Origin of the sequence: Alistipes dispar, from assembly GCF_006542685.1 — a bacterium.
Lineage (GTDB): Bacteria > Bacteroidota > Bacteroidia > Bacteroidales > Rikenellaceae > Alistipes > Alistipes dispar.
The window spans coordinates 119,443-146,329 of the sequence record NZ_AP019736.1 but is presented as its reverse complement, the minus strand read 5'-3'; the positions used below and the strand labels follow the sequence as shown (position 1 = coordinate 146,329).

Annotated in this window: 20 protein-coding genes and 1 riboswitch; of the genes, 9 read left to right on the top strand and 11 right to left on the bottom strand. The window is 52.8% G+C overall.

The annotated features are described in order from the left end of the window. Positions 1-3: 3 nt before the first annotated feature. The 7 genes from FME97_RS00820 to FME97_RS00790 all read right to left on the bottom strand — a co-directional run bounded on the left by FME97_RS00820 (position 4) and on the right by FME97_RS00790 (position 8,594). Entirely contained in the window at positions 4-564 is a 561-nt protein-coding gene (locus FME97_RS00820; protein WP_117974423.1) for a hypothetical protein, read from the bottom strand. After that, positions 554-1,447, bottom strand: a complete 894-nt coding sequence (locus FME97_RS00815; protein WP_004293574.1) for a hypothetical protein — start codon at positions 1,445-1,447, stop codon at positions 554-556. The genes FME97_RS00820 and FME97_RS00815 overlap by 11 nt, the downstream gene beginning before the upstream one ends. After that, positions 1,444-2,376 (bottom strand): hypothetical protein, encoded by a 933-nt coding sequence (locus tag FME97_RS00810; RefSeq protein WP_004293575.1) that lies wholly within the window; start codon positions 2,374-2,376, stop codon positions 1,444-1,446. The genes FME97_RS00815 and FME97_RS00810 overlap by 4 nt, the downstream gene beginning before the upstream one ends. Next, positions 2,369-3,046 carry a hypothetical protein gene (locus FME97_RS00805; protein ID WP_004293576.1) on the bottom strand — a complete coding sequence of 226 codons (678 nt, stop codon included), beginning with the start codon at positions 3,044-3,046 and terminating at the stop codon, positions 2,369-2,371. The genes FME97_RS00810 and FME97_RS00805 overlap by 8 nt, the downstream gene beginning before the upstream one ends. Before the next feature lie 110 nt (positions 3,047-3,156). Further along, on the bottom strand, positions 3,157-3,480 hold the full coding sequence (locus tag FME97_RS00800) for a hypothetical protein (RefSeq protein ID WP_004293577.1): 324 nt from the start codon (positions 3,478-3,480) through the stop codon (positions 3,157-3,159). Positions 3,481-3,485: 5 nt separating this feature from the next. Then, entirely contained in the window at positions 3,486-3,773 is a 288-nt protein-coding gene (locus tag FME97_RS00795) for a hypothetical protein (protein ID WP_004293578.1), read from the bottom strand. 51 nt (positions 3,774-3,824) lie between these two features. Then, on the bottom strand, positions 3,825-8,594 hold the full coding sequence (locus FME97_RS00790) for a hypothetical protein (protein ID WP_141427445.1): 4,770 nt from the start codon (positions 8,592-8,594) through the stop codon (positions 3,825-3,827). A gap of 91 nt (positions 8,595-8,685) precedes the next feature. Then, positions 8,686-8,873: riboswitch (cobalamin riboswitch) on the top strand. Between the two features lie 157 nt (positions 8,874-9,030). Here FME97_RS00790 and FME97_RS00785 point away from each other — a divergent pair. From FME97_RS00785 to FME97_RS00745, 9 genes are all read left to right on the top strand, one after another. Next, the gene (locus FME97_RS00785) at positions 9,031-9,990 is read left to right on the top strand and encodes a DUF4465 domain-containing protein (protein ID WP_004293580.1); all 960 of its coding nucleotides are present in this window, start codon (positions 9,031-9,033) and stop codon (positions 9,988-9,990) included. A gap of 53 nt (positions 9,991-10,043) precedes the next feature. Further along, positions 10,044-11,852, top strand: coding sequence for a PKD-like domain-containing protein (locus FME97_RS00780; RefSeq protein WP_004293581.1), 1,809 nt, complete (start codon positions 10,044-10,046; stop codon positions 11,850-11,852). Position 11,853: 1 nt separating this feature from the next. Beyond that, positions 11,854-13,980: a receptor L domain-containing protein gene (locus FME97_RS00775; protein WP_004303979.1), complete on the top strand. Its 2,127-nt coding sequence runs from the start codon at positions 11,854-11,856 to the stop codon at positions 13,978-13,980. Between the two features lie 71 nt (positions 13,981-14,051). Next, positions 14,052-15,122, top strand: coding sequence for a glutaminyl-peptide cyclotransferase (locus FME97_RS00770; protein WP_004293583.1), 1,071 nt, complete (start codon positions 14,052-14,054; stop codon positions 15,120-15,122). After that, complete coding sequence (locus FME97_RS00765; protein WP_004303978.1) at positions 15,122-15,619, top strand: transposase; 498 nt, start codon at positions 15,122-15,124, stop codon at positions 15,617-15,619. Before FME97_RS00770 ends, FME97_RS00765 begins: the two co-directional genes overlap by 1 nt. After that, positions 15,616-17,673, top strand: coding sequence for a TonB-dependent receptor (locus FME97_RS00760; RefSeq protein ID WP_004293585.1), 2,058 nt, complete (start codon positions 15,616-15,618; stop codon positions 17,671-17,673). Before FME97_RS00765 ends, FME97_RS00760 begins: the two co-directional genes overlap by 4 nt. A gap of 24 nt (positions 17,674-17,697) precedes the next feature. Beyond that, positions 17,698-18,837: an ABC transporter substrate-binding protein gene (locus tag FME97_RS00755; RefSeq protein ID WP_004293586.1), complete on the top strand. Its 1,140-nt coding sequence runs from the start codon at positions 17,698-17,700 to the stop codon at positions 18,835-18,837. Then, positions 18,838-19,818: a FecCD family ABC transporter permease gene (locus tag FME97_RS00750; protein WP_004293587.1), complete on the top strand. Its 981-nt coding sequence runs from the start codon at positions 18,838-18,840 to the stop codon at positions 19,816-19,818. Then, complete coding sequence (locus tag FME97_RS00745) at positions 19,815-20,579, top strand: ABC transporter ATP-binding protein (protein WP_004293588.1); 765 nt, start codon at positions 19,815-19,817, stop codon at positions 20,577-20,579. Before FME97_RS00750 ends, FME97_RS00745 begins: the two co-directional genes overlap by 4 nt. 85 nt (positions 20,580-20,664) lie before the next feature. Here the strand turns inward: FME97_RS00745 and FME97_RS00740 are convergent, their stop codons facing one another. Genes FME97_RS00740 through FME97_RS00725 form a run of 4 tightly spaced genes read right to left on the bottom strand, consistent with a single transcriptional unit; the run spans position 20,665 to position 26,829 of the window. Next, positions 20,665-21,975, bottom strand: a complete 1,311-nt coding sequence (locus tag FME97_RS00740) for a hypothetical protein (RefSeq protein WP_117974419.1) — start codon at positions 21,973-21,975, stop codon at positions 20,665-20,667. A gap of 4 nt (positions 21,976-21,979) precedes the next feature. Continuing rightward, a complete protein-coding gene (locus FME97_RS00735; protein ID WP_117974417.1) occupies positions 21,980-24,250 on the bottom strand; it encodes a hypothetical protein in 2,271 nt (756 codons plus the stop codon). 3 nt (positions 24,251-24,253) lie between these two features. Further along, positions 24,254-25,942, bottom strand: coding sequence for a hypothetical protein (locus tag FME97_RS00730; RefSeq protein ID WP_117974415.1), 1,689 nt, complete (start codon positions 25,940-25,942; stop codon positions 24,254-24,256). After that, complete coding sequence (locus FME97_RS00725) at positions 25,939-26,829, bottom strand: hypothetical protein (RefSeq protein ID WP_117974413.1); 891 nt, start codon at positions 26,827-26,829, stop codon at positions 25,939-25,941. Before FME97_RS00725 ends, FME97_RS00730 begins: the two co-directional genes overlap by 4 nt. Positions 26,830-26,887 lie beyond the last annotated feature (58 nt).

Genomic DNA, 26,887 nt, shown 5'->3' with positions numbered 1-26,887 from the left:
ATTCTATGCATTGTGATTGGGTTCATATTCTTCACTATCGATTTTTATCAGATAGGTCTTGCCTGCAATCTTATAACGGTTCACCACGTACGACAGCATGTAGACGAACTCCCTCGCGGGTATCGCGACCGGCGGCACGCAGACCATGAAACTGACCTTGTTGATTGGTTTCTCTTCGGCGAGCCGGTAAAACGGACGCGGAAGTTCCGCCTCGTCCGTGGCCGTGATCTCCTCACCGTTATACCATACGGTACAGGGCCGCTGGTACTGGGCATACTCGTGGTAAAGATCCACGCCGATGCTTTCGCTCTCCCGGATGAAGATACGGTCTCTGTCGTCTTTGAGGTACTTTCCGAATTTGTAGTTCAAATACCACTCGAAGTAGATGACCTGCGAGGTCATGCGCGCCTCGATATGCCGTTCCCGTGCAAACGTACGGAACCGTTCGTTCAGGCTTTGCAAGGGATAGAGGCAGCTCTGCACGAAGAGGATGAACCGCCGTCCCGACAGGTAGTGCGGCACGAGCCGGTTCACCGAACGGTCTATGGGCAGCTTATATCTCATGGTTTTCGACTTTGAGCGTGATGGCTTCCCGGAAGGTCGGCAGTTCCGACTCCTCGTCCTTGCGCGAGGACTCTTTCAGGTAGCCCGAGGCGGTGTATGTCATGCGGCCGACACGTTGCAGGGGCTGGATTTGCCCGTCCGTATCGTGGCAAGCAATAAACACGCCCTGCTCGGGGATTGCCGTCTCGTCGATATAGACGTCTGTAACGTGTTCGGCACGGCGTATGGCATCCGTCAGGCGGGAGACATAGACCGCAGCGTCGAAGTCGATGCCCATAATGTAGTCCCGGATACGGGTCTCGATGCTGTCGTACATCTCCGCCTCGGGAACGGCACCATCGTAGAAGACCGTAAGACGCGGCACCAGCACGTCGCCTTTGGTCGAGATGACCTCGATGCGTGTGCCGGCGAATTTCAGCTTGCCGATATAGGCATTGATGGGCACCAGCTCCTCGGCGGGAATAGCTTCCAGATGTCCTTTCGTGCCGGTAGCGATTTTCAGTACCAGCTTGCTGTCGAGGTTGCTGTCGTCCGTGCTCTCCACATAGGAGACCTGCGTAATGATGCGTTTGGTCTCATCGACCTGGGCATACCCGAAAGCCAGTCCGTCCTCGCGGACGGTCAGCTCGTCGCCCTGCTGGTATTGCAGCAGCGCATTGGCGTAGTAGTCCGGCGTGCCGTTGATCCGGTTGTTGATGGCTTCCGAGATATCCACCGCGAAGACATCAAGCAGCGTCTCGAAACTGTAGATGACAGCGGCTACGGTCCATAGGATACCGTTCATGACAGACAGCTTCGAGTCGCTGGCGAACTCCGTCAGTTCCAGCCGCCGGTTGCGTTCCTGCACGGCTTCATTGTATATCTCCTTAATCGTCCGGCTCATTCCACTGTATAGGTTATATCGTCGATAATGAATTTCCACGCGCCACCCTCATTCCAGGCCTCCTCGTGCAGGATGACCCATACGGCTTCCATGCCCGAGGCGATACGGTAGCGCCCCGTTTCGGTATCCCGGTCCGGCTCCCGATAGGTTCCCGTCGGGGCTGTAGGTAAAATGACCGTGCAATTCCGTCGGTCGCCGTAATGTTCCACAAGGGTTGTCAGGTAATGATCTATGACTGTCGGTTTCAGTCGGGCGGCGGAGAGGTCGAGTGTCATCAGTTCCCGGCATTCGGCAAGCGGTGCAAGATCGGCCAACGCGCAATTCGACAGGTTCAGGCTGTAGGTTCCGGAAAGCAGCCGCAGGCTCTCCAAGGAGAGTGTGGCGTGCGTGAGCGTCAGCTCCTCCACCGGCAGTGTCTGCACCAGTACCAACGACCGCGGTTTGAGCCCGCTCCAGTCGATACTCCGGAAGCAGGCATCGGTAAACCAACGGATACGACGCCTGTCCCTGACTTTGTTGTCGAAGGTATGGGTGAGCAGCTGCGGCGTGTCCGCGAGGAGGACGGTCTCGGTGTCGCTGTTGTCGCCCCAGTCGATTTCCAGCTGTCCCGCACCGGAAACGGCACACTGCACGGTGATGATCCCGGCAGCGAGCGTGAGGACGACAGCAAGCGGCAAGGTGAACGTTTTGGGATAGACATGCCGTTCACCGTTAGCGGGGACGATGCCGTGCAACCCGTTATAGGCGACTACATCGGCGCGGATAACGAAATCGTCCGTGTAGACAAGTTCCCGGCCGGCAGTCAATGTCGTGGCGAAGGAGAGATCGGGGTTGTTGATGAGCAAATCCACGACTCCCTCGATGCTGCCGTACAGGTACAGGGCCACATCGTAGATATTCTGTCCGGCTACGACCCTGTACTTACCCATCGTTCTCCTCCTTTTCCTCGGTTTCTAAAAGCAGCTCTCCCGTGGCAGAATCCATATAGGCATTCTTGATGACGACCTTGTCCGACAGGAATTCCGACTGCAGTTTGGCGGCAAGACCGTTGTTTTCCAGACTCGAATGCAGGTAGTCGACGAGGCCGACACCTGTCGTAGAATGTTGGTAGAGATTTCCGGCTGAAGCTTTCAGCAGAAACGTCTCGTTCTGGGCTTTGGCGGCTCCTATTTCGAAGTCGGTCTCTGAGCCGCTGTACACGGCAAGGTAACCGTCCCGTGACAGCAGGTTGTAGACTCCCTTCTCATTGAGGGAGAAAAATGCGGCCAGGGCGATATCGGCCGTGCCGGCTTCCGTCTCCGCCACGACGGGAAACCAATGTTTGCCCGTCGCAGGATTTCTCAGGTACTCCGTGCCGCCCGAACCGCTTTCCATAACCAGACGGACCGTCAGGCGGCGCATGTCGGGCGTATAGGGAATCCTGACATGGAACCCTTTGCCGTCGTTATACGTGTACACGAAGCCGACGGGGACGGTAATCTCTCCGTAGCGGAAGGTGTCGTTGTCCGCACCCGCGACGGCATCGAGCAGGCGGAAGTCGTAGAAACTCTTGCCGGCGATATTGCCGGAAGTCTCCACCTCACCGTATTCGGCGTCCATTGTTATGTCCTGTCTTGCCATGAACGATACTTCAACAAAAAGCCCGACCATACATCAGAGTACGACCGGGCACTCTTTTCAAAAGAGTAGCGGCAGAAAGAAAGGATGGTTTACTTCTCCTGAATGAAATCGTAGATGCGCGACACGGTAGCCCACATATCGTCCGGAAGCTCCTCGTCCGAGATGCGTTCGCAGGCTTTCCGGAGATACTCCATCTCGTCCCCCGAGAACTCCACGGCAAGCGGTTTCTCCTTCTCCACATCCCATTCGATGCGCTTGTCCTCGGCATTCTCGTGAAGACCGATGGCTTTGCGCTCCTCGTCCGGAATGGCGATCTTGCGCAGAATCTCTTTTTTGAGGTTGAAGTCCTTGAAGTTGCCCCGTGCCGGCAAAAAGGACGGCAGGTAAAGGCGGTCTTTGACTGACAGTTCCATATTATTTATGCATTTTGTACGTTACTCTTTTTTATTTCGTCGATCATGGTATCGAAATCATGAAACAGGGGTGCAAGCGGCTCTCCCATAGGAATGTTGCATGAAATAACGCCTTGTTCCATGTAGATGATACCTATCTGCGGAGCGTTCCCCGAGCCATCCGTATCCTTCTTGCGGATGGAGGCGTGGACGCGGGTCAGCGCGTCATTGACGATGGAATATTCCAACTGGTAGTCGGCATTCTCCGTGCTCTCTTCGGCAACCTTGGTTACCGTTACGTTGGTGATGTTCATAATTCGCTTCTGTTTTTATTAAGTGTAGGGATATTCCCAGCAGAAAAGTTTTTAATAAGAGTGATTTAATATCTGGTAATGGAACGAGGGGTAATTGGCGCACAATACCGTAATGGAGTCTCCCTTGGCTAACGTGTAACTGGCAAGATCCCCGTTGTGGTTACGGATATTGGTGAATACAAGGCTATTCCCCCAGTTGTAGTTGTAAATTAGGGTAAATATGCAGGCGAAGTCCGACGGCAGAGTCGAGTAACCGAACATGGTGGCCACGGACGATGCCGACGGCAGGGTCACGCTGTACTTCTGGTTGGCATAAACGAAAAAGATGTTGAACTGCGAGAAATCGATCGTGTAACCGCTGCCTGTGAAATAGACATTCTTGATCTTGTTGCCGATGCAGGCAGGGGCTATAACAGAGGCATTGGACCATATTCCGTAGTTACGGTTACCGTTTTTGACATCGATATAAAGCCCGTAGTTGTTATTAAAGATGCTGTTCACCTTGTTGTTCACAATACGTCCGGTGGCACATGATCCGCCGGCGGATGCCGGTATGGTGTTGCTGCCGAACAGGACATACGAAATGGTGTCCCCCACGCGGAACAGGTCGTCGTAGATGGCAAGGCCGCCGCCTGAGCCGGTTCCTGTCGCCGTCGAGCCGATGCGCCCCTGACCGATGACGAATCCCCCGATGGTGCCGGCATTGGCGTTGATGGTGCCCGTCATCGTGACATTTCCCGAGGCGTCCCATTTGATATTCTGGTTGGCCAGATAACCCGATCCGTCATTGGCAAAGGAGATTTTCCCGCACCCGAACGTGGCGGAACCGTCCGTGTTCAGCGCCCAATAGTTTACTCCGGTGGAAGGGTTGTCGTGGTAAATATATCCTGAAGCCCCCATAACGATGCGGTGCCCCGAGGCCGGAGCCGAAGCGGTCAGGGCGCTTGTTCCGAGAATCCAGCCGCCGATCTTGCCGCTCACGGCCGTGATACCGTTCCTGTCCAGCGTGACCTTTACGCTATTGTTCGCATCCTTGACGGAGATGCTGCCGTTATAGCTGCTCCCTCCGACAGTCAGGGCGGAATCCACGATAATCTGGTTGGCGCGTACGGTTCCCGTGTAAATGCCGTTGGCATCGATGGTGGTCGTGTATTTCTCCGTGGAGGTAAGGTCGAAGACCGTGGCATAGGCCACATACCAGATGACAGGCGTATCGGAAGTCCCCTGCGTGCCGTCCACGTAGAAGAAATGGGTGCTGGAAAAATCGGCGGTGCCGCACACGACCTTGTAGACGTATTCTTTCCAGTCGCCCGTGCCGGCGTTCGACGTAAGCCACCGGTGCGAACCTCCCGTGCCGACGCTGTTCGTCGCCCAACAGAGATTTCTGCCGGCGGGGATCTTGGCGATAATGCGGGCGACGAGCACCTTGCGGTAACCGCATTTCGCCCCGAAATAGAAGCCTCCGTTGCGAGGGCTGGCACTGCCGCTGGTCTGGATTTTCAGGACATACTTGCTGTCATTGGGTGCCGTGGCATCCTGCTGCCGGGTAACGGTCACCATACCGTTCTGGGAGTTGTTGTAAACCACGACACCGTTGTTTCCGTTCCAGAAAGTCGGGTCGCGGTAGAGCATCTTCCCGAACGCCATGGCCGAAGCGAGTTCCTGCGCCGTCGTGATGCCCGTAGTCCACTGGGCGGATACGGATGCGGCAAAGGTAACCGTGCCGGCGGCATTCCATGAGATATTACCCGAGGCTATGTGCCCAGACCCGTCGTTGTTCAGACTCCATTTCGTGGAGTTGGCGATAGATCCGTCGCTGCCCAGCGAGATGTTGTTTTTCCAGATATGGTTGTGGTCGAAGGCCCACCCCGCGATACGGTTGTATACCTCCTTGCTGCCGCTTTTGGTATAGTTCACCGAGAGGCAGAAGTATTCCAGATTGTCCCATGACATCATCTGAAGACCTATGAATCCGGTCTTGACACTGTTGCCGGATGCCGCCACCTGCCCGAGGACGATATGCCCTGCATTGCTGCTCTGATACCACGTAAGGCATATACCCAGCGGCTTGTAGGCTCCCGTGTACCAGTAACCGCTGCCCGTGGAGGCGGAACGGATTTGCAACGGGATGGCACCCACAGCTCCGACGTTCCCTATGGTCATGTTGTCACTGCCGATGGAGAAACCGCCGATCTTGCCCTTCGTGAACGTGCAGCTGAGACCGTTGATGTAATCGGTATTGATAATGGACGACTTGATACCCACGGCATCGAGTTTCGAGGCGCTGATGCTGCCCGCGGCGATACGGTCTGCCGAAAGTGTTCCCGTCTTGATACTGCCGGCATCGATCGCCACGGCGTTGACCTGCGCCGCGGTAAGGGTGCCCGTGTAAATCCCTGTCGAGCCGATATAGGTCAGCGGGTGTGCCGCAAGCGTGCTGTCCGTGCTTTGCGCCAGAGCAATGAACCGATGGCGGCGGATCTCCTCCTCGACGGCAGCCGTGAGGGTGCGCGGCGCGGGGGCATAGGCTTGTGTGGAACCGCTCTGGAAGATAAGGTCGTTGCCGTAAGCGATTTGCGGAGCTGCCGGAATCGGCGAAGGACTATAACTGCTGCTCTCTATCGGCTGGTCGGAGTAGAGGTGGTACACGGCACCCGTATCGCCGCCGCCACGCAGGAAGACGGCGAACATGCAGTAGTTGCCGCACAGCTGCGCCCCGGCGAACATCCGGCAGTAGGTCTCGGAAAGGTCATAGATATCCCATGAATAGGCAATGCCACCCCAACCGCCGAAGTTGGTTTTGATAAGTACGATCAGACCTCCTTTGTGCGTGGATGTGTTCCACGAGACCGGAGCCTGCTCGGCATATCCCCGACGGACGAGAATGGTACGTTTGATGTTCTGGTCGCCACCTTTGAAAACGACTGGATAATAGGTCGCTTCGTCGCCGTTGATGATGAGTTTCTTGTAATATCGATAGCCGAAGTTCGTAACCTTGGCCGCTTCGATGTCGTTCTTCCATTGCAGCGATACGGAAGCCCCGAACGTAACGTTCCCGGCAGTGTCCCATGCAATGTTGCCCGAGGCGATCTGCCCCGAACCGTCGTTGTTCAGTTTCCATTTCGTGGAGTTGATGATCGAGCCGTCGCTGCCCAGCGACACGTTGCCCTTGCGAATGGAAGTCGTGTCGATCGTCCAGCCGGCTATGCTGTTGCTCGAACCCAGCTGTGCCACGCAGTACCCTGCACTGTCCGTGGTATAGAGCCCGAAGTCCGTGTCGCTGTTGTAGTAGAGCTGCACCCGCTGCCCGCTAGCGACACCCGAATTGGCCCCGTACACCGCGATGCGTCTGTTGCCGCTGTCTATCGAGATATGCGTGGCAGTGAGGGCCGAAGCCCCGATCATCCAGCCGCCGATTTTTCCTTTGGTGAAGGTACAGCTCAGGCCGTTGATATAGTCCGTGTTGATGATGGAGGACCTGATGCTGGCGGCATCGAGCTTCGAGGCCGCTATACTGCCTGCCGCTATGCGGTCGGCGGAGATGGTTCCTGCGGTAATCTGCGAGGCGGTGATACTGCCGGTATAGATTCCGTCGGCCGTGATCTTCGTCAGCTTGGGATAGCCGCTGCCGCCCAAAGCCGTGGTGAGGGAGCCGATAGGTGCCGTCCACAAGGCACTGACCGTCGAGGCGAACGTGACGTTGCCCGAAGCGTCCCACGCGATGTTGCCGCCCGCGACCGCTCCGGCTCCCGAGGCATCCAGCCGCCATTTATAGCCCCGGATACCGTTCGAGCCGAGCGTAATGCTACCTGCGGCAGAGGTGCAGCTCCCCACAGTGTTGTTCTTCGTACCCCGGTAAAGGGAGTCGGCATCCACCGTCCAGCCGCCGATTTTCCCTTTTGTAACGTTCAAGGTCAGAGCTTCGATGTTTCCGGCGGTAATCAAGGAGGCTTTCAACGCCGCCGTGTCGATGCGTGCCGCAGCGATAATCCCCGATGTGATCTGGGAAGCACTGATGGAAATCGTCTTAATCGTATCGGCCGAGAGTGTTCCGGTAAAGACGCCGTCCTTGTCGATGTAGGTCGCACCGACCCAGTTCAGACTCACTCCGCTGCCGAACTCGACCATGCCTGTCGTGGCGTTATACCTGACATACTGGTCGCCATAACCCAACTGGGCGTTACCGCCGTTATCTACATAGAAGGTTTTGTAGCCATCCCTAAATCCATAGATGCCGTTTACCGCCTCTGCGGCGATCGTTCCCGAGGAGGTCTTCGTATTGAGTGTAAACGAGCCTATGGCTATCCCGGAGACGGTGCCGTCGCTGTTTTTCGTGCCCGCAAAGAGTTTGGGGGTGATGACCGTGTTGCCGTTGATGAGCGTCTTACCCGTATTCCACTCCTTGACCCAGTCGAGCATGTCGGCATCGACCCCGTCCTTGCCCGGGATACCCGCCTTGGCTTTCGACCAGACGAACGACAGATGATAGACAATACCGGAAATTGTCACGGGAATATCTATTGTTCCGTGGTCGGCGAGGGTCGTCGTACCGGCGGTGATAACGTAGGTTAAGGTCTTCGTGCCGTTATTGACGGTAACGGATGAGAATCCCGCCGGCTTACCCACCGCACCGATGGTAAAGGCCGTGAGTTCCTCGTCCCCGCACATCACCCGTACGGTCGAGGTGAGAGTGACGGACGAGAGAATCTTCCCCGTGTCATCCGCGGGGAACACGTATTCACCCAAAGACTGGGTTATGGTATACCCGTCCTTCTGGACATAGATGGTCGCCTGTCCCCGGGCGATGAGAATCTTTGCCATGAAACCTTTTTCTGAAAGTATAGTGCGGAATGATTCCGGCAGGTTGCGGATTTTTTTTCGTGTAAATGATATTATTATAAAAAATATTTGTATTTTTGTAATTGGAAATGGTTCCGGGCGGTTCGCCGCCACGGATGAAAAGGGAATCCGGTGAGAATCCGGGACAGTACCCGCTGCTGTAAGTCCCCTCAAGGTTGCCGCAACCTGCCACTGGTGTAATGCTGGGAAGGCGCGACGACTGGGACGAGTCAGAAGACCTGCCATGACCGGAAAAGGATTTACACCCGCGGGAGAAAATCGGGTTGCGATCAGATACGGAATGCCGTAGGAGTCATTCTCATATTTGAAGACAAACATAATCCCGTTCGTGTAAACCTGCGCGAACGGGATTTTTTGTGTTTGTTAAAAATATGTTTTATTAAAAAACAAGTAAGCTATGAAAAGAAATTTACGCTTTCTGGCGGGAGCTTTCCTGTTGACGGCAACCGCCCTGTTCACCGGCTGTAATTCAGACGATGACTTTTTGATGAATCCTCAAACTGATTCAGTAACTCCCGAAACCCGAGCCAACTTTAATGATGATGGCACTACAACCATTACATTCGATGACTTCGATGAAACATTCATGGCGGTTTCGCCTAAAGCAGAGAACTACTACACGCTTTATGGATATACTGCAGAGAACCAAATCAGGGAAATATACGATCCCGATTTTGTGTTTGTCTCCGACATGAATACTGTAACCAATTCTTATGGAGCGTATACTGAATTTTCCAGTGGTGCCATTGCGTTGTCGAAATACAATTATCGTTCTGATTCTGCTGCCGGCAAGACTTCTGGAACTAATTGGTGGTATACTTGGGAGAATCAATGTAGTGTCTATAATACAGCATCCACAGATGGGGCCAATACAGGGGCAGGTCACAGCGGTTCCAATTTTGCTGTTGTATACGGCTACTCTGATTTCGGAAATACGGAGTGGATGGCCAAACCTGAATTCTATTTTGACTCCCCTCGCAAATTCAAGGGTTTATGGTATTGTAACACAGCATATACCTATGGTGTGATTATAAATGGTAATCAGTTCGGAACATCGGGTGTTGCAACACCGTTGAGTAATCTGAAAGATTCTGACGGCAACAATATAGGATATTTCCAAGTCAACATCGAATGTTATGACGTAGATGGAAATTTGATCACCACTGTATCGAAATTGTTGGCCGACTACCGATATGATAAACCAACAGTGTCCCCCGTAACTACATGGACATATTGGGATATTAATGTAGCGGATGTGCAAAGTGTAAAATTCAATTTTGAAGGATCTGATGTCGATCCTATATATGGACTCAATACTCCGGCGTATCTTTGTATAGACGACGTTACAATAGAATAACAATTTAATATAGTTTGGCATAGAACTGATTTCAGTTCTATGCCCTTTTTATTATGAAGGCTTTCATATTTAGTATTCTTGTACTTTTGTTTTTTATTACAAGCTGTAATAAGAACGATGTAATTACTGAAGAAATAAAACAAGCTCCTATAATTGAACTCGATAGTGAGACTGGCATTTACACTATCAAAGTTGGGCGTGAACTGACAATTGCCCCGACATATAAATATGCGAATAATGCACTTTATGCATGGACAGTAGATGGAAAACTTCTTTCATCTGAATCAATATTGAAGTATACATGGAATCAGGAACAACATCTATATATCAAATTGCGAGTTGATACACCAGAGGGTTATGCGGAAGAAGAGTTAAAAGTAGAAGTATTGGAGTTAACTCCACCTACAATTTCAATCATAATCCCCTCTAAAGGATTAAAAGTGCCTCAAAACACGGATTATATTTTATCTCCAGATATTCAACATGACGATCTTGAAAATTTTAGAATTGAATGGGTACGCGATGGAGAAATCGTCGGAACAGAAAAAGCATATACGTTTCACGAAAAAGAACTCGGTACATATTCGATAACAATCCGGGCATCCAATATAGACGGAGAAACAATCCGTGATTTCGACGTAGAAGTTGTGGAAACAATGCCTTATTCCGTACGGTTTCCGACACCATCCTATACACAAACTTCTACGGATCGTTATACTTTTGCAGGGCGTCCTGTATATTTGCGGCCTTTGCTGGAATATTTCGATTATCCACAGTATCAATGGCAGGTCAATGGAAAAATTATGGAAGCCGCTACCGACAGGGTTTTTAAATTCACGCCGACGACTCCTGGAGAATATTTCGTTGCTGTTACTGTTACAGAAAAAATGCCCAACACACAGCCACTTTCACGTAACATAACACGTAGTAATACTTCAATTACAACGACAGTTAAGGTTATTTGTGAAGAAAAAACGGAACAAGAACGCTATCGGCAAGCGACAGCGACAAGTTCAGGTATTTGGGATAAGGTTTATGAATTCATTCCTGCTCCCGGACAGTTTATTAATGAGTTATCCCAAAATACCGGATTTATAGGAAATGAAACGACGCCCCAACAAGCCATAGAGTATGCAACGAAACGATTGAACAAAAAAGCGCATGTTTCACTGGGATCTTTCGGTGGTTATATCATCATCGGTTTTGACCATAGTATTGCTCCGAGTGGCCGAGAATACGATTTTGCAATACAAGGAAATGCTTTTAACAGTTCGAGCGGTGGCTCAAATGAGCCGGGCATTGTTTGGGTAATGCAAGATATAAATGGCAATGGCCAGCCAGACGATGAATGGTATGAATTAAAAGGATCTGAAACCGGCATCGATGGTACAATACAAGACTACGAAGTAACTTACTATAGACCTGCACCCAGAGCACATACTCCGTGGGTAGATAGTGAAGGTAATTCAGGTTCTGTCGATATGAATGCATACCATGGCCAAGAATATTATTATCCCAATTGGATTAAAGAAGATAGCTATACATTATATGGGACGCGTCTGACTCCTCGCAACAATCAAGATCCCGTTACAGGATATTGGGCGAATAACGCTTATGAGTGGGGGTATGTGGATAATATGGGTTCAGATAATCTGGTAGGAGGAAATGTCATTGATGGTAGCGGTCAGCGCAACGGATTCAAAATAGCCAATGCAATATATCATGACGGGACTCCAGTAAAATTGCAATATATAGACTTTATCAAAGTTCAGTGTGGAGTATTATCGAAAAGTGGTTGGCTTGGAGAGATATCCACAGAAGTATTTTCATTTGAAGACTTATCAATAACTAATAATCAATAATATGAGACAGTTTTGGCTTTTACTATTCATTGCCCCATTTCTTTTTTTATCATGTTCAGAAGATAATCAGACTCCAGAAAGTCCTGCTGATGCCGATGACAATTTTATCACATCAGTCGTGATGACTGTGGCAAGTCAATCCTATACAGCGGAAATAATTGACAATATAATTACCATAACAGTTCCATATACTGTTTCGTTAAATAATGCTCAAGTCGAATTCAAATACACATCCTCGGCAACAATTATTCCCGATCCGGCAAGCATTACTGACTGGGATACGGAACGAACGTTTCGTGTAACCTCTTACAATGGAGAAGCGAATGATTATACATATAAAGTCATTAAAGACGAGATTCGCTATGAAGGGGATGTGGAATTGAAGACAACAGCGGATGTTACGGCTTTCATTGATACGGACGTAACGGTTATCAAAGGTGATTTGATTATCGGGTCGGATGCTGAGGATGCAGAAGAATTGTCGGATATCGCCGCATTAAAAATATTGAAGGAAGTCGAAGGAAACATCATCATTCGGAAAAGTTATGTTGGACAAGATCTTACGGGACTTGATAATATCACTTCAATTGGAGGTTTGCAAATAGGAACTGAAACTGCCTTTGCGACCAACAGTAAATTGCAGATGGTCAGTATGAGATCTTTGCAGCATATTACTGGCGACATCGTTGTCTGCAACAATCAAGTAGCATATGTGCAATTCGACAACCTTGAAACGATTGATGGAAATATAATATTCAGGACTTCATCTCTACAAAGTTTTGAATTCCCTAAATTAACCACTGTCGTAAAGGATTTTGATCTCCAGTGTCTGACAAGTGACGGAGAACCAGGAGGAGAAATCACATCTTTGAGAATTCCTGAATTGACAAAAGTAAACGGTCGCTTAGGGGTTAATAATTTAGGCAAAATGATTTCTTTGGAATTTCCGAAATTACAAGAAGTTGGAAGTGTGGATTTTGCTTCTATACCGATTCCGTTGGAGACCCTTTCATTGCCGGAATTATCGGTAGTAAACGGCGACCTTAATCTCGTTTCCAGTTATATTGCGTCCGATGCTTTTACATCTACGGGAAATAATAAATTACAAGAAATAGATGGACTGTCTAACTTGTCGATTGTTAAAGGCACATTGACAATATCTAAATTCCAAGTCTTGAAAAAATTGCCGGATTGGAGTAAATTAGAACAACTCGGAGGACTGACCTTGCTGCGTTTATTGGAGTGTTCTGATCGAATTTTAGATTTGAGCAAAGTAAATTTTGTACCTTTTGAGGATAACGAACCTTTAATTTCTATTACAGACGGGACTATATTCTCAAAAATTATCACAAAAGAGGATATGTCGCAAGTTAGCATGTTTCTAGCTCCGAGCGGTATTACCGGTTCAAGTGTTGGAATAGATCCAGAATTGAATTTTAAGAGTATTAAGAATTTTAAGTATTCTAGCAATATGACAACAGATCCTGTATTCCAATTTGAACGAGTTTACGGGAATATGGAAATTATAAGAGGTTCAAAAAAAGGCGTTTCAGCCCCTAACTTGGTAAGTGTAGATGGATATTTAAGCATCGAAACTACAATGGCAAACAATATCTCGTTCCCGAAATTGGAAATTGTCGGAGGTCAGTTATGTATTATCGGTAATCTGAACGCTGTTTCTAACTATGATTATGATTTTACGAATTTAAAGTCAGTCGGTTGTTCAAGCAATCCTCAATATATCAAAGAAGGGGTGATTAATAATATTTTATATGGTTCTTTAGATTTTATGGCATCAAATAAAGATTTTACATTTCCGTCATTGGAACATGTCGGGGGTGTTGGTATGACTGTTCGTGCCGTAAAAACTATTTCATGCCCCAAATTGCAGGCCATTGATGGAACACTTTGTGCTGCAAATGCAGCATCGCTTACGACTTTCAATATGCCAACTTTAACAAAACTCTCAGGAGTTCGATTTATCCGGTTGACACGGTTTGTTGATTATACGTTCTTCAAATCTTTTGTAGAAGAAGAGCAAATCAAGAAAGAAGACTGGCTTGTAACCAATTGCGGTTATAACCCCACCTACGAGGATATGCAAGCCGGTCGCTATACCCAGCAGTAACACCCATTATTTTACAAGGGAACAGGGTACTGGCCGAAAGACCGGTACTCTTTCCCGTTTATAACAAGCCAATGAAACATCTGATACGACATATCATTCTTCTATGCGGGTTGCCGCTGTTGCTGGCGGGCTGCATGGAGTGGGACTACGGAGATGCGGTGGAAGATTTCAACGCTACCGGAGCCGGGTTGTTCATCACCAACGAGGGCAACTTCCAGTACGGCAATGCCACGTTGTCGTACTACGACCCCGAAACCCAACAGGTGCAGAATGAAGTGTTCTTCCGTGCCAACGGCATGAAGCTGGGCGACGTGGCGCAATCGATGTGCATCCACGACAATAAGGGCTGGGTCGTGGTGAACAATTCCCACGTGATTTTCGCCATCGACCTCAATACGTTCAAAGAGGTGGGCCGTATCACGAACCTGACTTCGCCGCGCTATATCCATTTCCTCAGCGACGAGAAAGCCTATGTCACCCAATTGTGGGACAACCGCATCTTCATCATCAACCCCAAGAAATATGAAATCACCGGTTACATCCAGGTGCCGGACATGACGATGGAAAGCGGCTCCACGGAGCAGATGGTGCAGTATGGCAAATATGTCTATTGCAACTGCTGGTCGTACCAAAACCGCATCATCAAGATCGATACCGAAACGGATCAGGTGGTAGAAGAACTGAAAGTCGGCATCCAGCCCACCTCGCTGGTAATGGACAAGAACCACAAGATGTGGACGATCACCGACGGTGGGTACGAGGGTTCGCCCTACGGCTACGAAGCCCCGTCTCTCTACCGCATCGATGCCGAGACGTTCACCGTAGAGAAGCAGTTCAAGTTCAAGATGGGCGACTGGCCTTCGGAGGTGCAGCTCAACGGTACGGGCGACAAGCTCTACTGGATCAACAAGGACATATGGTCGATGGACGTGGATGCGGAACGTGTTCCCGTGCGCCCGTTCCTCGAATACAGCGGTACGATTTATTACGGCCTGACCGTCGACCCCGTGCGTGGCGATGTCTACGTGGCCGATGCCATCGACTACCAGCAGCAGGGCATTGTCTACCGCTACTCGTCCGAAGGTGAACTGATCGATGAATTCTATGTCGGGATAATCCCCGGCGCATTTTGTTGGAAGTGATGGGCAGGATACGACACCTATACCATCTCATCTTCGTTACCAAAGGACGCAAGATGACGATTCCGACAACGGGAAAAGGATTGATGCTCGAGCGGATGACACGGATTTTTACAGGGAAAGGTTGCCGCGTACATGCCGCCAATGCCTTTCTCAACCACGTGCATGTACTTGTCGAGATTCCGAATTCCGGGGATTTCAGCAAGATCGTGAACAAGGTGAAAGGCGCCACGGGAACGGTATACCAGAAAACCCCGGAATATGCCGACTTCTCCGGTTGGGCTGCCGGATTCGACTCGTTCAGCGTGTCGTTCAGCGACCTTCACCGGCTCAGACGGCACATCGAGGAGCAGCATACAATCCATCAGGAGATCTCGTTCGAGGAAGAATACGGACAACTGCTTGAAGAGAATGGGTTCGACCCGCATCAAACGTCCGTGCCGGCATCCTCCACGGTACATTTTTCCGCGAATACCCACCCTAAAAACGGAATCAAATGATTTATACGAAATACATACTTTTCTCGCTACTGCTCGTCTGTCCGTCCGTATTGTCCGCGCAGGGAATCACACGACGCATCCACCAGATAGACGAGGTCACGGTGTGGGGCAAACGCCCGATGAAAGAAATCGGCGTGCAGAAGACGAAGTTCGACTCGCTCGCACTGAAAGAGAACATTGCCTTATCGATGGCCGACATTCTGACGTTCAATTCGTCCGTGTTCGTCAAGAGTTACGGACGCGCCACGCTCTCCACCGTTGCTTTCCGCGGCACGTCGCCCAGCCACACGCAGGTGACGTGGAACGGCATGCGCATCAACAATCCCATGCTGGGTATGACCGACTTTTCCACCATACCGTCCTACTTCATAGATCAGGCCTCGCTGCTTCATGGCACGTCGTCGGTGAATGAAACGGGCGGCGGACTCGGCGGACTTGTCAAACTCGGTACTACGCCGCAGGTCGGCGAGGGCTTCCATGCCCAATACGTGCAGGGCATCGGGTCGTTCCGCACGTTCGACGAGTTCGCCCGCTTCACCTACGGCAGCGACCGATGGCAGGTCTCGACCCGCGCGGTCTATTCGTCGTCGCCCAACGATTACAAGTACACCAACCACGACAAGAAGATAAATATCTACGACGAGGAGAAGAACATCATCGGACAGTATCATCCCAAGGAACGCAACCGATCGGGTTCGTTCAAGGACCTGCACCTGTTGCAGGAGGTATATTACAACACCCTGAAAGGCGACCGTTTCGGGTTGAACGCATGGTATATCAACTCCAACCGGGAACTGCCGATGCTCACGACCGATTACGGCGATGAGACCGCCTTCGAGAACCGCCAGCGGGAGCAGACGTTTCGTGGTGTCCTGTCATGGGACCATATCAAAGAGAAATGGAAAGTCGGCGTGAAAGGCGGTTATATCCATACGTGGATGGCCTACGACTACCGTCGTGAGGTGGCGCCGGACAACTGGGCCTCCATGACCCGTTCGCGGAGCAAGATAAACACGTTCTACGGACAGGCGGAAGCGGAATACTCGCCCGGCAGGAAATGGTTCTTCACCTCGAACGTATCCGTGTACCAGCATCTCGTGCGCAGCGAAGACAAGAACATCATCCTTCAGGATGGCAACAAAGCCGTCGTCGGATATGACAAGGGGCGTGTCGAGCTCTCCGGTTCTGTATCGGCCAAATGGCAGCCTGTCGAGCCGTTGGGCTTGTCGCTGGTCTTGCGCGAGGAGATGTCGGGCGACAAATGGGCTCCGCTCATCCCGGCATTCTTCATCGACGGACTGATTTCGCGCAAAGGGAACGTGATGGTGAAAGCCTCCGTATCGCGCAACTATCGTTTTCCGACTTTGAACGACCTCTACTTTCTGCCGGGCGGCAACCCCGACCTTAAAAACGAACACGGCTTCAGCTATGACGCCGGAGTGAGTTTCGATGTCGGCAAAAAGGGGGTATATAAACTGGGCGGCAGCGCAAGCTGGTTCGACTCCTACATCGACGACTGGATCATCTGGCTGCCGACGACCAAGGGGTTCTTCTCGCCGCGCAACGTGAAGAAAGTCCATGCCTACGGTGTCGAAGTGAAGGCCAACCTTGCCGTGCAGCCGGCAAAGGACTGGCTGATAGACCTGAACGGTTCCTATTCGTGGACCCCCTCCATCAACGAGGGCGAAAAGATGTCGCCCGCCGACCAGTCGGTGGGAAAACAACTGCCTTACGTGCCGGAGCACTCCGCCTCGCTGACAGGACGGCTGTCATGGCGGACGTGGGCGTTCCTCTACAAGTGGGCTTACTACTCGGAACGTTTCACCATGTCGAGCAACGATTACACGCTGACAGGCCACCTGCCCCGGTATTTCATGAGCAATATCTCACTGGAGAAAATGCTGTCGTTCAAACCGCTGGATGTACAGTTGAAACTTGCCGTCAATAACCTGTTCAACGAGGACTATCTCTCGGTGCTGTCGCGTCCTATGCCCGGCATCAACTTCGAGTTCTTCATCGGCATCACCCCGAAATTCGGGAAAAGCAGAAAATAATGTAAACGTAAATAAGGTAATGATATGAAAGTATTAAAGAATTTGAGCCTGATGGTGCTGCTTGCGCTGGCATTTGCAGGCTGTCGTGGCAAGAGTTCCCAACTTGCCGATTTCAACAAACAGCTTTACGCTCCCGAATATGCCTCGGGATTCAAGATTGAAAGAGCAGACGGCAGACAGAGCGTGCTGGTTTCCGTCATGAATCCGTGGCAGGGCGCGGATAGCGTCACCACCCGGTTGTTCATCTCCCGTAACGGGGAACCCGTTCCCGAGGGTTTCGACGGGCAGGTCCTCGAAGGGGATGCGCAGCGCATCGTGGCGATGTCCTCGACCCATATCGCCATGCTCGACGCCATCGGCGAGACGGCACGTGTGGTCGGCGTTTCGGGACTCGACTATATCTCCAATCCCGACATTCAGGCACGCCGCGACAGCATCGGCGACGTGGGTTACGAGGGAAATATCAATTATGAACTTCTGTTGTCGCTCGACCCTGACCTTGTGCTGCTTTTCGGCGTGAACGGGGCCAGTGCGATGGAGAGCAAACTCAAGGAGCTCGGCATCCCGTTCATGTATGTCGGCGATTATCTCGAAGAATCTCCGCTGGGCAAAGCCGAATGGCTGGTGGCGCTTTCGGAGGTCGTCGGGAAACGCGCGAAGGGCGAAAAGGTATTCGCGGATATTCCGATCCGATACAATGCGCTGAAACAGAAAGTGTCCGGTGCCGTTCTCGATGCCCCGTCGGTCATGCTCAATACGCCCTACGGCGATTCGTGGTTCATGCCCTCGACGGAAAACTATGCCGTGCGGCTGATTACCGACGCCGGAGGCGACTACATCTACAAGAAGAACACGGGCAACTCTTCGACGCCTATCGACTTGGAGGAGGCATACCTGCTCGCTTCGGAGGCCGATATGTGGCTGAACGTCGGCATGGCGAACACACTCGACGAACTGAAAGCCGCCTGCCCGAAGTTCGCCGATACCCGCTGCGTCCGAAACGGCTATGTCTATAACAACAACGCCCGCACCAATGCCGCCGGAGGCAACGACTACTACGAATCGGCCGTCGTGAATCCCGACCTTCTTCTGCGCGACCTCGTGAAGATATTCCACCCCGAGTTGGTCGAAGAAGATTTCGTATACTACAAACAACTGAAATAGATGCGTTCACGCCCCGTCATCCTGTTCACCGCGTTGTCCGTGCTTACGGTCGGCCTCTTCCTGTTGGATTTGGCTGTGGGCGCGGTTCGCATTCCCGTCGGCGACGTATGGGCGGCCCTGACGGGCGGCGACTGCCCGCGGACTACGGCGAAAATCGTACTGAACATACGGCTGATAAAGGCGGTTGTGGCTCTGCTGGCCGGGGCGGCGCTATCGGTCAGCGGCTTGCAGATGCAGACATTGTTCCGCAATCCGCTGGCCGGCCCCTACGTGCTGGGCATCAGCTCGGGTGCAAGCCTCGGCGTGGCGCTCGTGGTGCTGGCAGGCGTCGGCTCGTCGATAGGCATCGCCGGAGCGGCTTGGCTGGGTGCGGCCGTCGTGCTGCTCGTAATCGCTGCCGTCGGACACCGCATAAAGGACATTATGGTGATATTGATTTTGGGTATGATGTTCTCGTCAGGCGTGAGCGCTGTCGTGCAGATATTGCAATATCTGAGCAAAGAGGAGGCGTTAAAGGCGTTCGTCATCTGGACGATGGGGTCGCTCGGCGACGTGACGGTGCCGCAGCTCGCCATCCTCCTTCCGTCGGTCATCGTCGGGTTGCTGCTGGCCGTATGGACGATCAAACCGCTCAACCTCCTGCTCTTCGGCGAGGAATATGCCGTAACGATGGGACTGAATATCCGCCGTTCGCGCGGTCTGCTGTTTCTCTCGACGACGCTGCTGGCCGGCACGGTAACGGCTTTCTGCGGCCCGATCGGCTTCATCGGTCTTGCCATGCCTCACGTCGCGCGGATGCTCTTCCGCGAGGCCGACCACCGCGTGCTCCTGCCGGGAACCCTTCTCTCGGGGGCGGCGGTATTGCTTCTTTGCGATATCGTTTCCAAAATGTTCACTTTGCCCGTAAATGCCATTACCGCACTGCTGGGAATCCCGATAGTCGTATGGGTGGTTTTACGCAATAAATCGATGACGGTATGATAGAACTGTGCGATTTTTCCATAGGCTACGCAGAGAAGAGGCTTCTCGATAAGGTCGATGCCTCTTTCAAAAGAGGACAGCTGACTGCCCTTATTGGCAGGAACGGCACGGGGAAATCTACACTTCTCCGTGCCATAGCCGGACTGAATCATAATTATTGCGGTAAAATCCTGCTCGACGGACATTGTATCGCAAACATGAGAACTCCGGAGAAGGCAAGGCAACTGGCATTTGTCACGACCGAGCGCACACGCATCGCCAACCTGCGGTGCGAGGATGTCGTGGCTATCGGCCGCGCCCCTTACACCAACTGGATCGGCCGCATGCAGCCTCAAGATAGGGAAATCGTCATGCGGTCGCTCTCTTCGGTCGGAATGGAGGCGTATGCCGGCCGCACGATGGATAAGATGTCGGACGGTGAATGCCAGCGCATTATGATAGCCCGTGCTCTGGCTCAGGAAACGCCCGTCATCCTGTTGGACGAGCCGACCTCGTTTCTTGACATGCCCAACCGTTACGAATTGTGTTCCCTGCTCGCACGGTTAGCGCATGCTGAGGGCAAATGCATTCTGTTCTCCACTCACGAACTGGATATAGCCCTCTCGCTGAGTGACAGAATAGCCCTTATCGATACGCCCGTCCTTCACTGTCTGCCGACCTCCGAAATGATCCGCAGCGGGCATATCGAGCGGCTGTTCAACAATGCCGCCGTACAATTCGACCCCGTGAGCGGGATCGTGAAATCCATGCCAAGAGACTGACTTTCCTGTCGGGAAACACGTCAGACGCAATGAGGGTGTCCCAAAAAGTATTTGGCACCCTCGTATTCGTTGTAAGACATGTCGTTTATTTCGATACCTCGCACATCAGCACGCCTTTCCCCGTCACATCGGCTTTCGAGACCGTGATGGATTTTCCCGTGTAGGTCTTCACGACGGAAGTCCCGGCAGAGTTCCACAGTTTCCATGTATAGGTATAAGCTGTCCCGCCCGTGTCGATTTCCTCACCGCCCCTGTATAACACGGCTTTGGCATCCACGTCATTGCCGTTGTTCTTGATGGTGAACCCCTTCTGGCTGACCAGATCAACCGTGATGGGGTCGGACATATCCGTGAAGGAGATGATGTCGCAGACGACCTTGTTCGCCGAGGCGTTGCCCGCCGAGGTGTCCGTATCCTTGATGGCGCACTTGAAGGTCTCGAAGTTGAGAACGGCATCTGCCGTAATCGTGATTTCGTTTGTCGTCCAGCCTGCCGTCACGCCCCGAGGATTGGTCGAGGTAAGGCATGCCCAGCCGGCACCCAGCATGGAGTTGTAGTAGGGACACGAAACGGCGGCTCCCGATGCGGCTGCGGCACTCAGTGCGGAGGTCAGCGTCACGACCTTCGTGGAGGCGTTGACTGCCGAAATGGTGTACTGTGCCGATCCTATGGTTATCCTGCCTCCCGCCTCCATGTTCATTACCGAAGCGACCGTTATGGTCGTGGCTCCGGCTGCCGCGGCAGCTGTCAGTGTCGTGCCCGCGAATACCGCCGAATCCTTGATGCCCCACGCGTAGGTGACGTTCGTCGTGTCGATAGAGGCTCCGCGCCACAGGTCGCAATGCGCCCTGAGCGTCGCCACCTCGTCGTTCTTGAATACGATGCCGTCGGGTGCATACGCCACGGCGGCGATCATCGCTCCGGCGTTCAGGTGCTGGGTGAACTGTACCTCCGCACGGAAAGGAATCTCCAGCCCGTTGGCATCGATGTAGATTGCCTCGAAAGTATACCGTACCTGCGGGGCGGAAACGGTCATGTGGTTGGCCTTGACGGTCAGGGCGTATTTGGCGGAAGCGGCGCCGATCGTACAGCTGTCCTGTCCGGAAGTTATGACCGTGCCGTCCTTGTACCATTTGGCGGAACCGCTCTTGACACCGGCTGTCAATGTCGCCGCGTTGCCGACGGATGAGATCTGGTCTACGGCCGCCTTGCCGCTGACAAACAGAGAAGGGGTCAATATCAGGTACGGGGATGCCGCCCACGAGGGGGCATACGCGCCGGTATCCTTGTTGAACACCTGGGTCAGCGGTTGCGAGGAACCGATAAACGCCTGTAAGGAGACAGCATCATTCTGGTCGATGATGGTGACTTGTCCGCGTGCTACTTTAATTGCCATATGCTTATTGTAATGTTGTTGATATATTCACTTCACAGTCGAAAACAGCTTTGCGCCACACGTCCCCGCCGGTTATCTCTATCTCCCTGCCGTAACGCGGTGCGGCGTTCCATATCCTGTCGTTCTCCGTATCGCGGCTCGTCCGTATCCAGCGGAAATTGCCGTCGGGAATGAGCGGCGTGATTTCTTCGCCTCCCCTGTATACCCTGGCACGGAGTACCGTCGAGACGATTCCGTTGCGGAATGTCGTGCCGTTTTCAGACTCCACATAAACAGTATAGGAGGGCAATCCGTCGTAAAGTTTGAAAAAGGTATGAGCCGCACTGATTTTTTCATTACGGTATGTTGCCGTGTAGCGGAGGGTCAGCACGTCGCGTCCTTCCCAGCCATGAAACAAGGGTGTCATTTCAAACACGGCGGCATTGCATCCGGCATCTTTCCATATGCCGTCAGCGGCAAGGTATTCCCACTGCCGGCTTTCCGGCTCGAAATTGTATTCGGTCGCCACAAGCGGGATATTCTCCGGCTCGCATGCGCCTGAAAGCTCGTCCTTGAAATGGAACGCCGTGCCGCCTGTCAGGGAGACGGAACGGGGCTTGAGCAGTTCCTGCGCCTCCTCATCGAGGTCTTCCCAACGGATGGTCACACCGCGCAGTTCGATGGTATCCTTGCCCCACTTGAACCGTCCCGAGGCGAAATGGCCCGTCCCGTCCGGATTGATGACGAAAGAACCGTCCCGTGAAGCGATCGAGCCGTCTTCGTTCAGCCGCAACAGGGGATTCTGTATGGTACCCCCGATACCTCCCTTGTTGAACCAGGCACCGTAATCGTCCGTGTAGGACAAGGCTTCATCGGTCGCCTGATAGGGGGTCACGTTCTTTCCGGCCTCCAATTGAGGGGCGGACAACGACAGGGGGACGGAAGCGGCAATGCCGAGATACATGACGGGGGAATCTGACCCGCGTATGAGGAACGGGACATTATAACGGACCCATCCTTTACCGGCAGCCACCGTCCGATCACCGACAAGGTGCTCATCTTGATAGAACCGGATGGCTGCCGTATCTTCCGCTTTTATCCAGACTGAGAAACAATAACAGACTCCTGTATGAGCCTCCCGCCAGGCGGCACTTTGCGCACCAAGAAGACTGTCTCCGGCTATCCGTACACACCGCCCGAGTCCGGCGGGAGATGTTTCATCCAGCTCTTCCGAATGGCTGAACCGGCAGGACAGGCTGTCGGGTATGACATTCTTGTGGATTTTGCCCACATAAAACGTGCTTGAAAAACCGTTCTCGTCTCCCGCGGTAAGCGTGCCGGCTATATTGACATTGCGTGTGGCATAGAGATTCTGGAAATAGGCCCCGTAACCATCCAACATGCCGAAGACCGGATCGATGATGCCGCTGACCTTTCCCACACGGGCCTTGCTCGCCTCGCTGAAAGCGGATACGGAGGCAAGACGGACAATGTTCAGGTCGGCGGCCTCGCACCAGTCCCCCTCGGAGGCCAGGCTTGATGTCAGCTCAAGAAACAGGCTCCGGCTGTACTGTGCCGGGTAATCCACGGTGATGACCCATAACTTGTACTTCCATTCCCGGCCGATGGAGATTTCATCTTCCGCATCCGTCTTTTCACGGTTCGTATAGCCGAACCGGATCGGTACGGAACCTGATGTTTTGGAAGACCTGACCTTGAACGATACCAGCAGGCGCTCCGGGTATCCGACCGGTTCTTCCAATGTCAGCATCAGCCCGAAGGAAGCGTTTCCTGCCGGTTCCGCATTGCGGATGATGCGGACAACGCGTGTCGCTTCCGAATCGGCATCCAGGTATTCCGTTTGCAGCATGCTGCCATAAACGGCGTATCTGGACTTGTCCGGCACTCCCGCCATGCCTCCGTCCATGACGGGATAGCACAGGGAGCGTTCGGTCGCCATGCCGTCGATGACATCCATATAGGGTGAATCGCTGTCAGAAGCCGTCAGGTACAAGGCTCCGCTGCGTGCCGTATCGAACAGGTTGGTAATCCGCACGAAGTCCAGCAGTTCACCGCCCTGCGGTTCGTCCCCGTCCAGCAATGCCCCGATGAAATAAGGAGCGTCCTTGTCTCCGACAAGCTCCGTTCCGGTTTCTGTCACGCACATCAGCGAATAGACGGTACGCTCCCGTTCGGCATATTGCCTGCGGATGATATCCCCGGCTTGCAGTCCCTGTGTCTTCTGCGAGTCGGGGGCGATACGGATCTTGTATGTCGGATAACGGAATACGGACATGGATTATGACAGTTTTTCCACGGTGTCTCCCGAACAGCTGTCGCTGATCCAGAAGGAACCGTTGGTTACCGAAGTCTTTTTGACCTCGAACTCATAGGCGCGGAACTTACGGCGGGCCACCACCTCGTCGAATGTGGCGGAGACGCCTCCTGTCGTCCGGTTCCGGCGGACAGCCCATCCGCTTCCGGAAAGGCCCGGGGAAAAGAACTCCGAAGAGAGCGCCCCGGTAAAGACGCTGTTTCCGTAATGCCGGATACCGTCCTCCACCGCTTGCAGGCGTAACGCCTCTGTCAAGTATAGGGTTCTGTCAGTAATCCGGGTGGGCGACGCATGGATTCCGATATGCCCGGCTGCTTCCAACGGAACGCCGACCGTAAGGAAATCGGCATCGGTGCAGATATGGAATGATTCGCTGTGACGGTTCTGCGGGGCATAACAGCTCACGGACGGACGGTGTGAAAAATCCGTGCTGTGAGGGATAGCCGTCCTTTTGCCTTCTTCCTCGTAGATTACCTCGGAAGAAAGCGATACGCGCTCCCTGTCGCCTGTGAGCATGAATCCCTCTGCCGTGCCCATTCGCAGGCGCTTGTGGATAACGATACCTTCATCGGAAGTGTCTACCCGGTATGAGGAGAGCAGGTCGGCGCCGTAGTTGTGGCGGACAGTCAGCGAGCCCGGAAAACACGCCTTTCCGTAAGGGGAAAGCATCAGGCACTCGCCGTCCACGTCCGATATGCCGGAGAACAGGCGTATCTTCGGGGTATGGTCGCCGCCTAAAAGAAGGTCACCGCCGATACTCCCGAACTGTATCTTGTCCTTGTCGGTACGGAGTAGTACGGGAACATCTCTGATCCGGATGCCGAACCCGTCCAGGAACGAGAGGAATCCGCCGAGCGCGACATCCTCTTCCGAAAACGAAAGCAGACATTTCCCTTTGTCGCCCAGTTCCACGCCTTGCAAGGCTTTCAGTCCGCCGTCCATGACCGTACTCCCTCGCACCGTCAGATTCCGTCTCACCATGCCGTCCCGCATCGTCCAATCCGCCGTGTCCGTATTGGCGTTGCCACGATGGTAGACATCCTGCCCGCCCACGGCCAGCCGTGTCGGGGAGATGAATATTCCTGTATCCTCGTCCCCGATAATCCATGCCCCTTTGGAATGTACCGTCGCATCCAGAAAGTCTATATGGGAGGCATTGATTGTAGCGGTGGCCTTGTCCGCGTCGTAACGGAGCAACTGCCTGCCGCCGATATGCAGGCTGTCACCCCCGACTTTCAGGTTGCCGGTAATCCTGATACCGTACTCGACGGCAGTTACCACACCTTCCGGATCGGTAATGTCCTGCGAATAGGTTTCCAGGATACGGGTGTTTCCAATGCCGGCTTCGAAACCGTAATTGGCACTGAGCCTGCCGGTCATGTCACCGCCCGATTTCTTCAGGTAATCCAACAGCAAACCGCCACTTCCGGAACCGCCCTCTCCCGCAACGGCTCCGGCAATGGCGGATGCAAAACCGTAAGCGGTATTCTTCAGTCTCAGACTGGTCTCGTCGCCTTCCTCGATGCCGTAAGGATGCTCGTCGTCCTTTTTCTGCTGGGCATTGAAAAAGTTATGGTACAGCTGTGCATAGATGGAATAGCACAGGCTCTCCTTGTCGAGGGTTTCTATATCGGGATGCAGTTGTACGCTCATTTGGTGTAGCTGGTCTTGGAAAGAAAATTCTGGATACGTGATGTCAGCGAGATGAAGTTCGGCATATTGATCGGCGACATCGTGCCCATCAGTGTGGGGGTCATGATTTTCGAACATTCTGTCAGGAAGTCGAGCATCAGCCGGGCAAGCTCATTACCTAGAACCAGCGGCTCGGTGGCATTTTCGTCACCGAGCGTCACCTTGTTGTCGGCAACGGCAACGGTCGTGGAATTGACCTTTTGTACCACTTTATCTGCTGTCTGTCTGACTTCAGACTTGTCCACCGTATGCGTGATGCTTTCCGCATCGATAACGGTTGTCGCTTCCTTGTCCTTGTCATTCCTGACGGTTGTTGTGACGGCAGTCGGCGTATAGCGGGTGGAGGTCTCGTTACCGGTGGTTTCCAGTTCGTCGTAGTCCGGGGAGGAGTCGTTTTCCGGATCCAGCTCCTCCATTTCGGTCACGCCGATGACGGTTTCCGTGCGGGCATTGAGCCGCAGGATATCCACATGGGAGAAGTTAACCACATAGGCATAGCGGGTGGCGGCATCCATGAAGATGGTCACGTCGGAAAAGAGTGCAGGTACGATCAGGAAGCCGCCTTCGCTGTTGGTGGCGGCCGAGAGCAGCACGCCTTTATGGATGACTGGTTCGGCGGAGGCCGTCTCGTCCGGGTACTCGCCGACATCAATGGTACCGCCGTAGTCGGAAAACTCCTCGTCCGAGGGGTTATCGTGTATCTTAGCGACATAGCCGTGTATCATGCGGGCCGTCCCGATACCGGACATGCCTCCGGGAGCCAGATTGATACGCTCCATACTCCGCCCCAAGGCTATCTTGCGGATAGCCTCACGGATAAGCAACTGATTCGACTTATCTGAAGACATTGATTTTTTTATAGAAGAATAGGTCGTTGGAATATATTCAGGTTTGCATTTTCCTTCT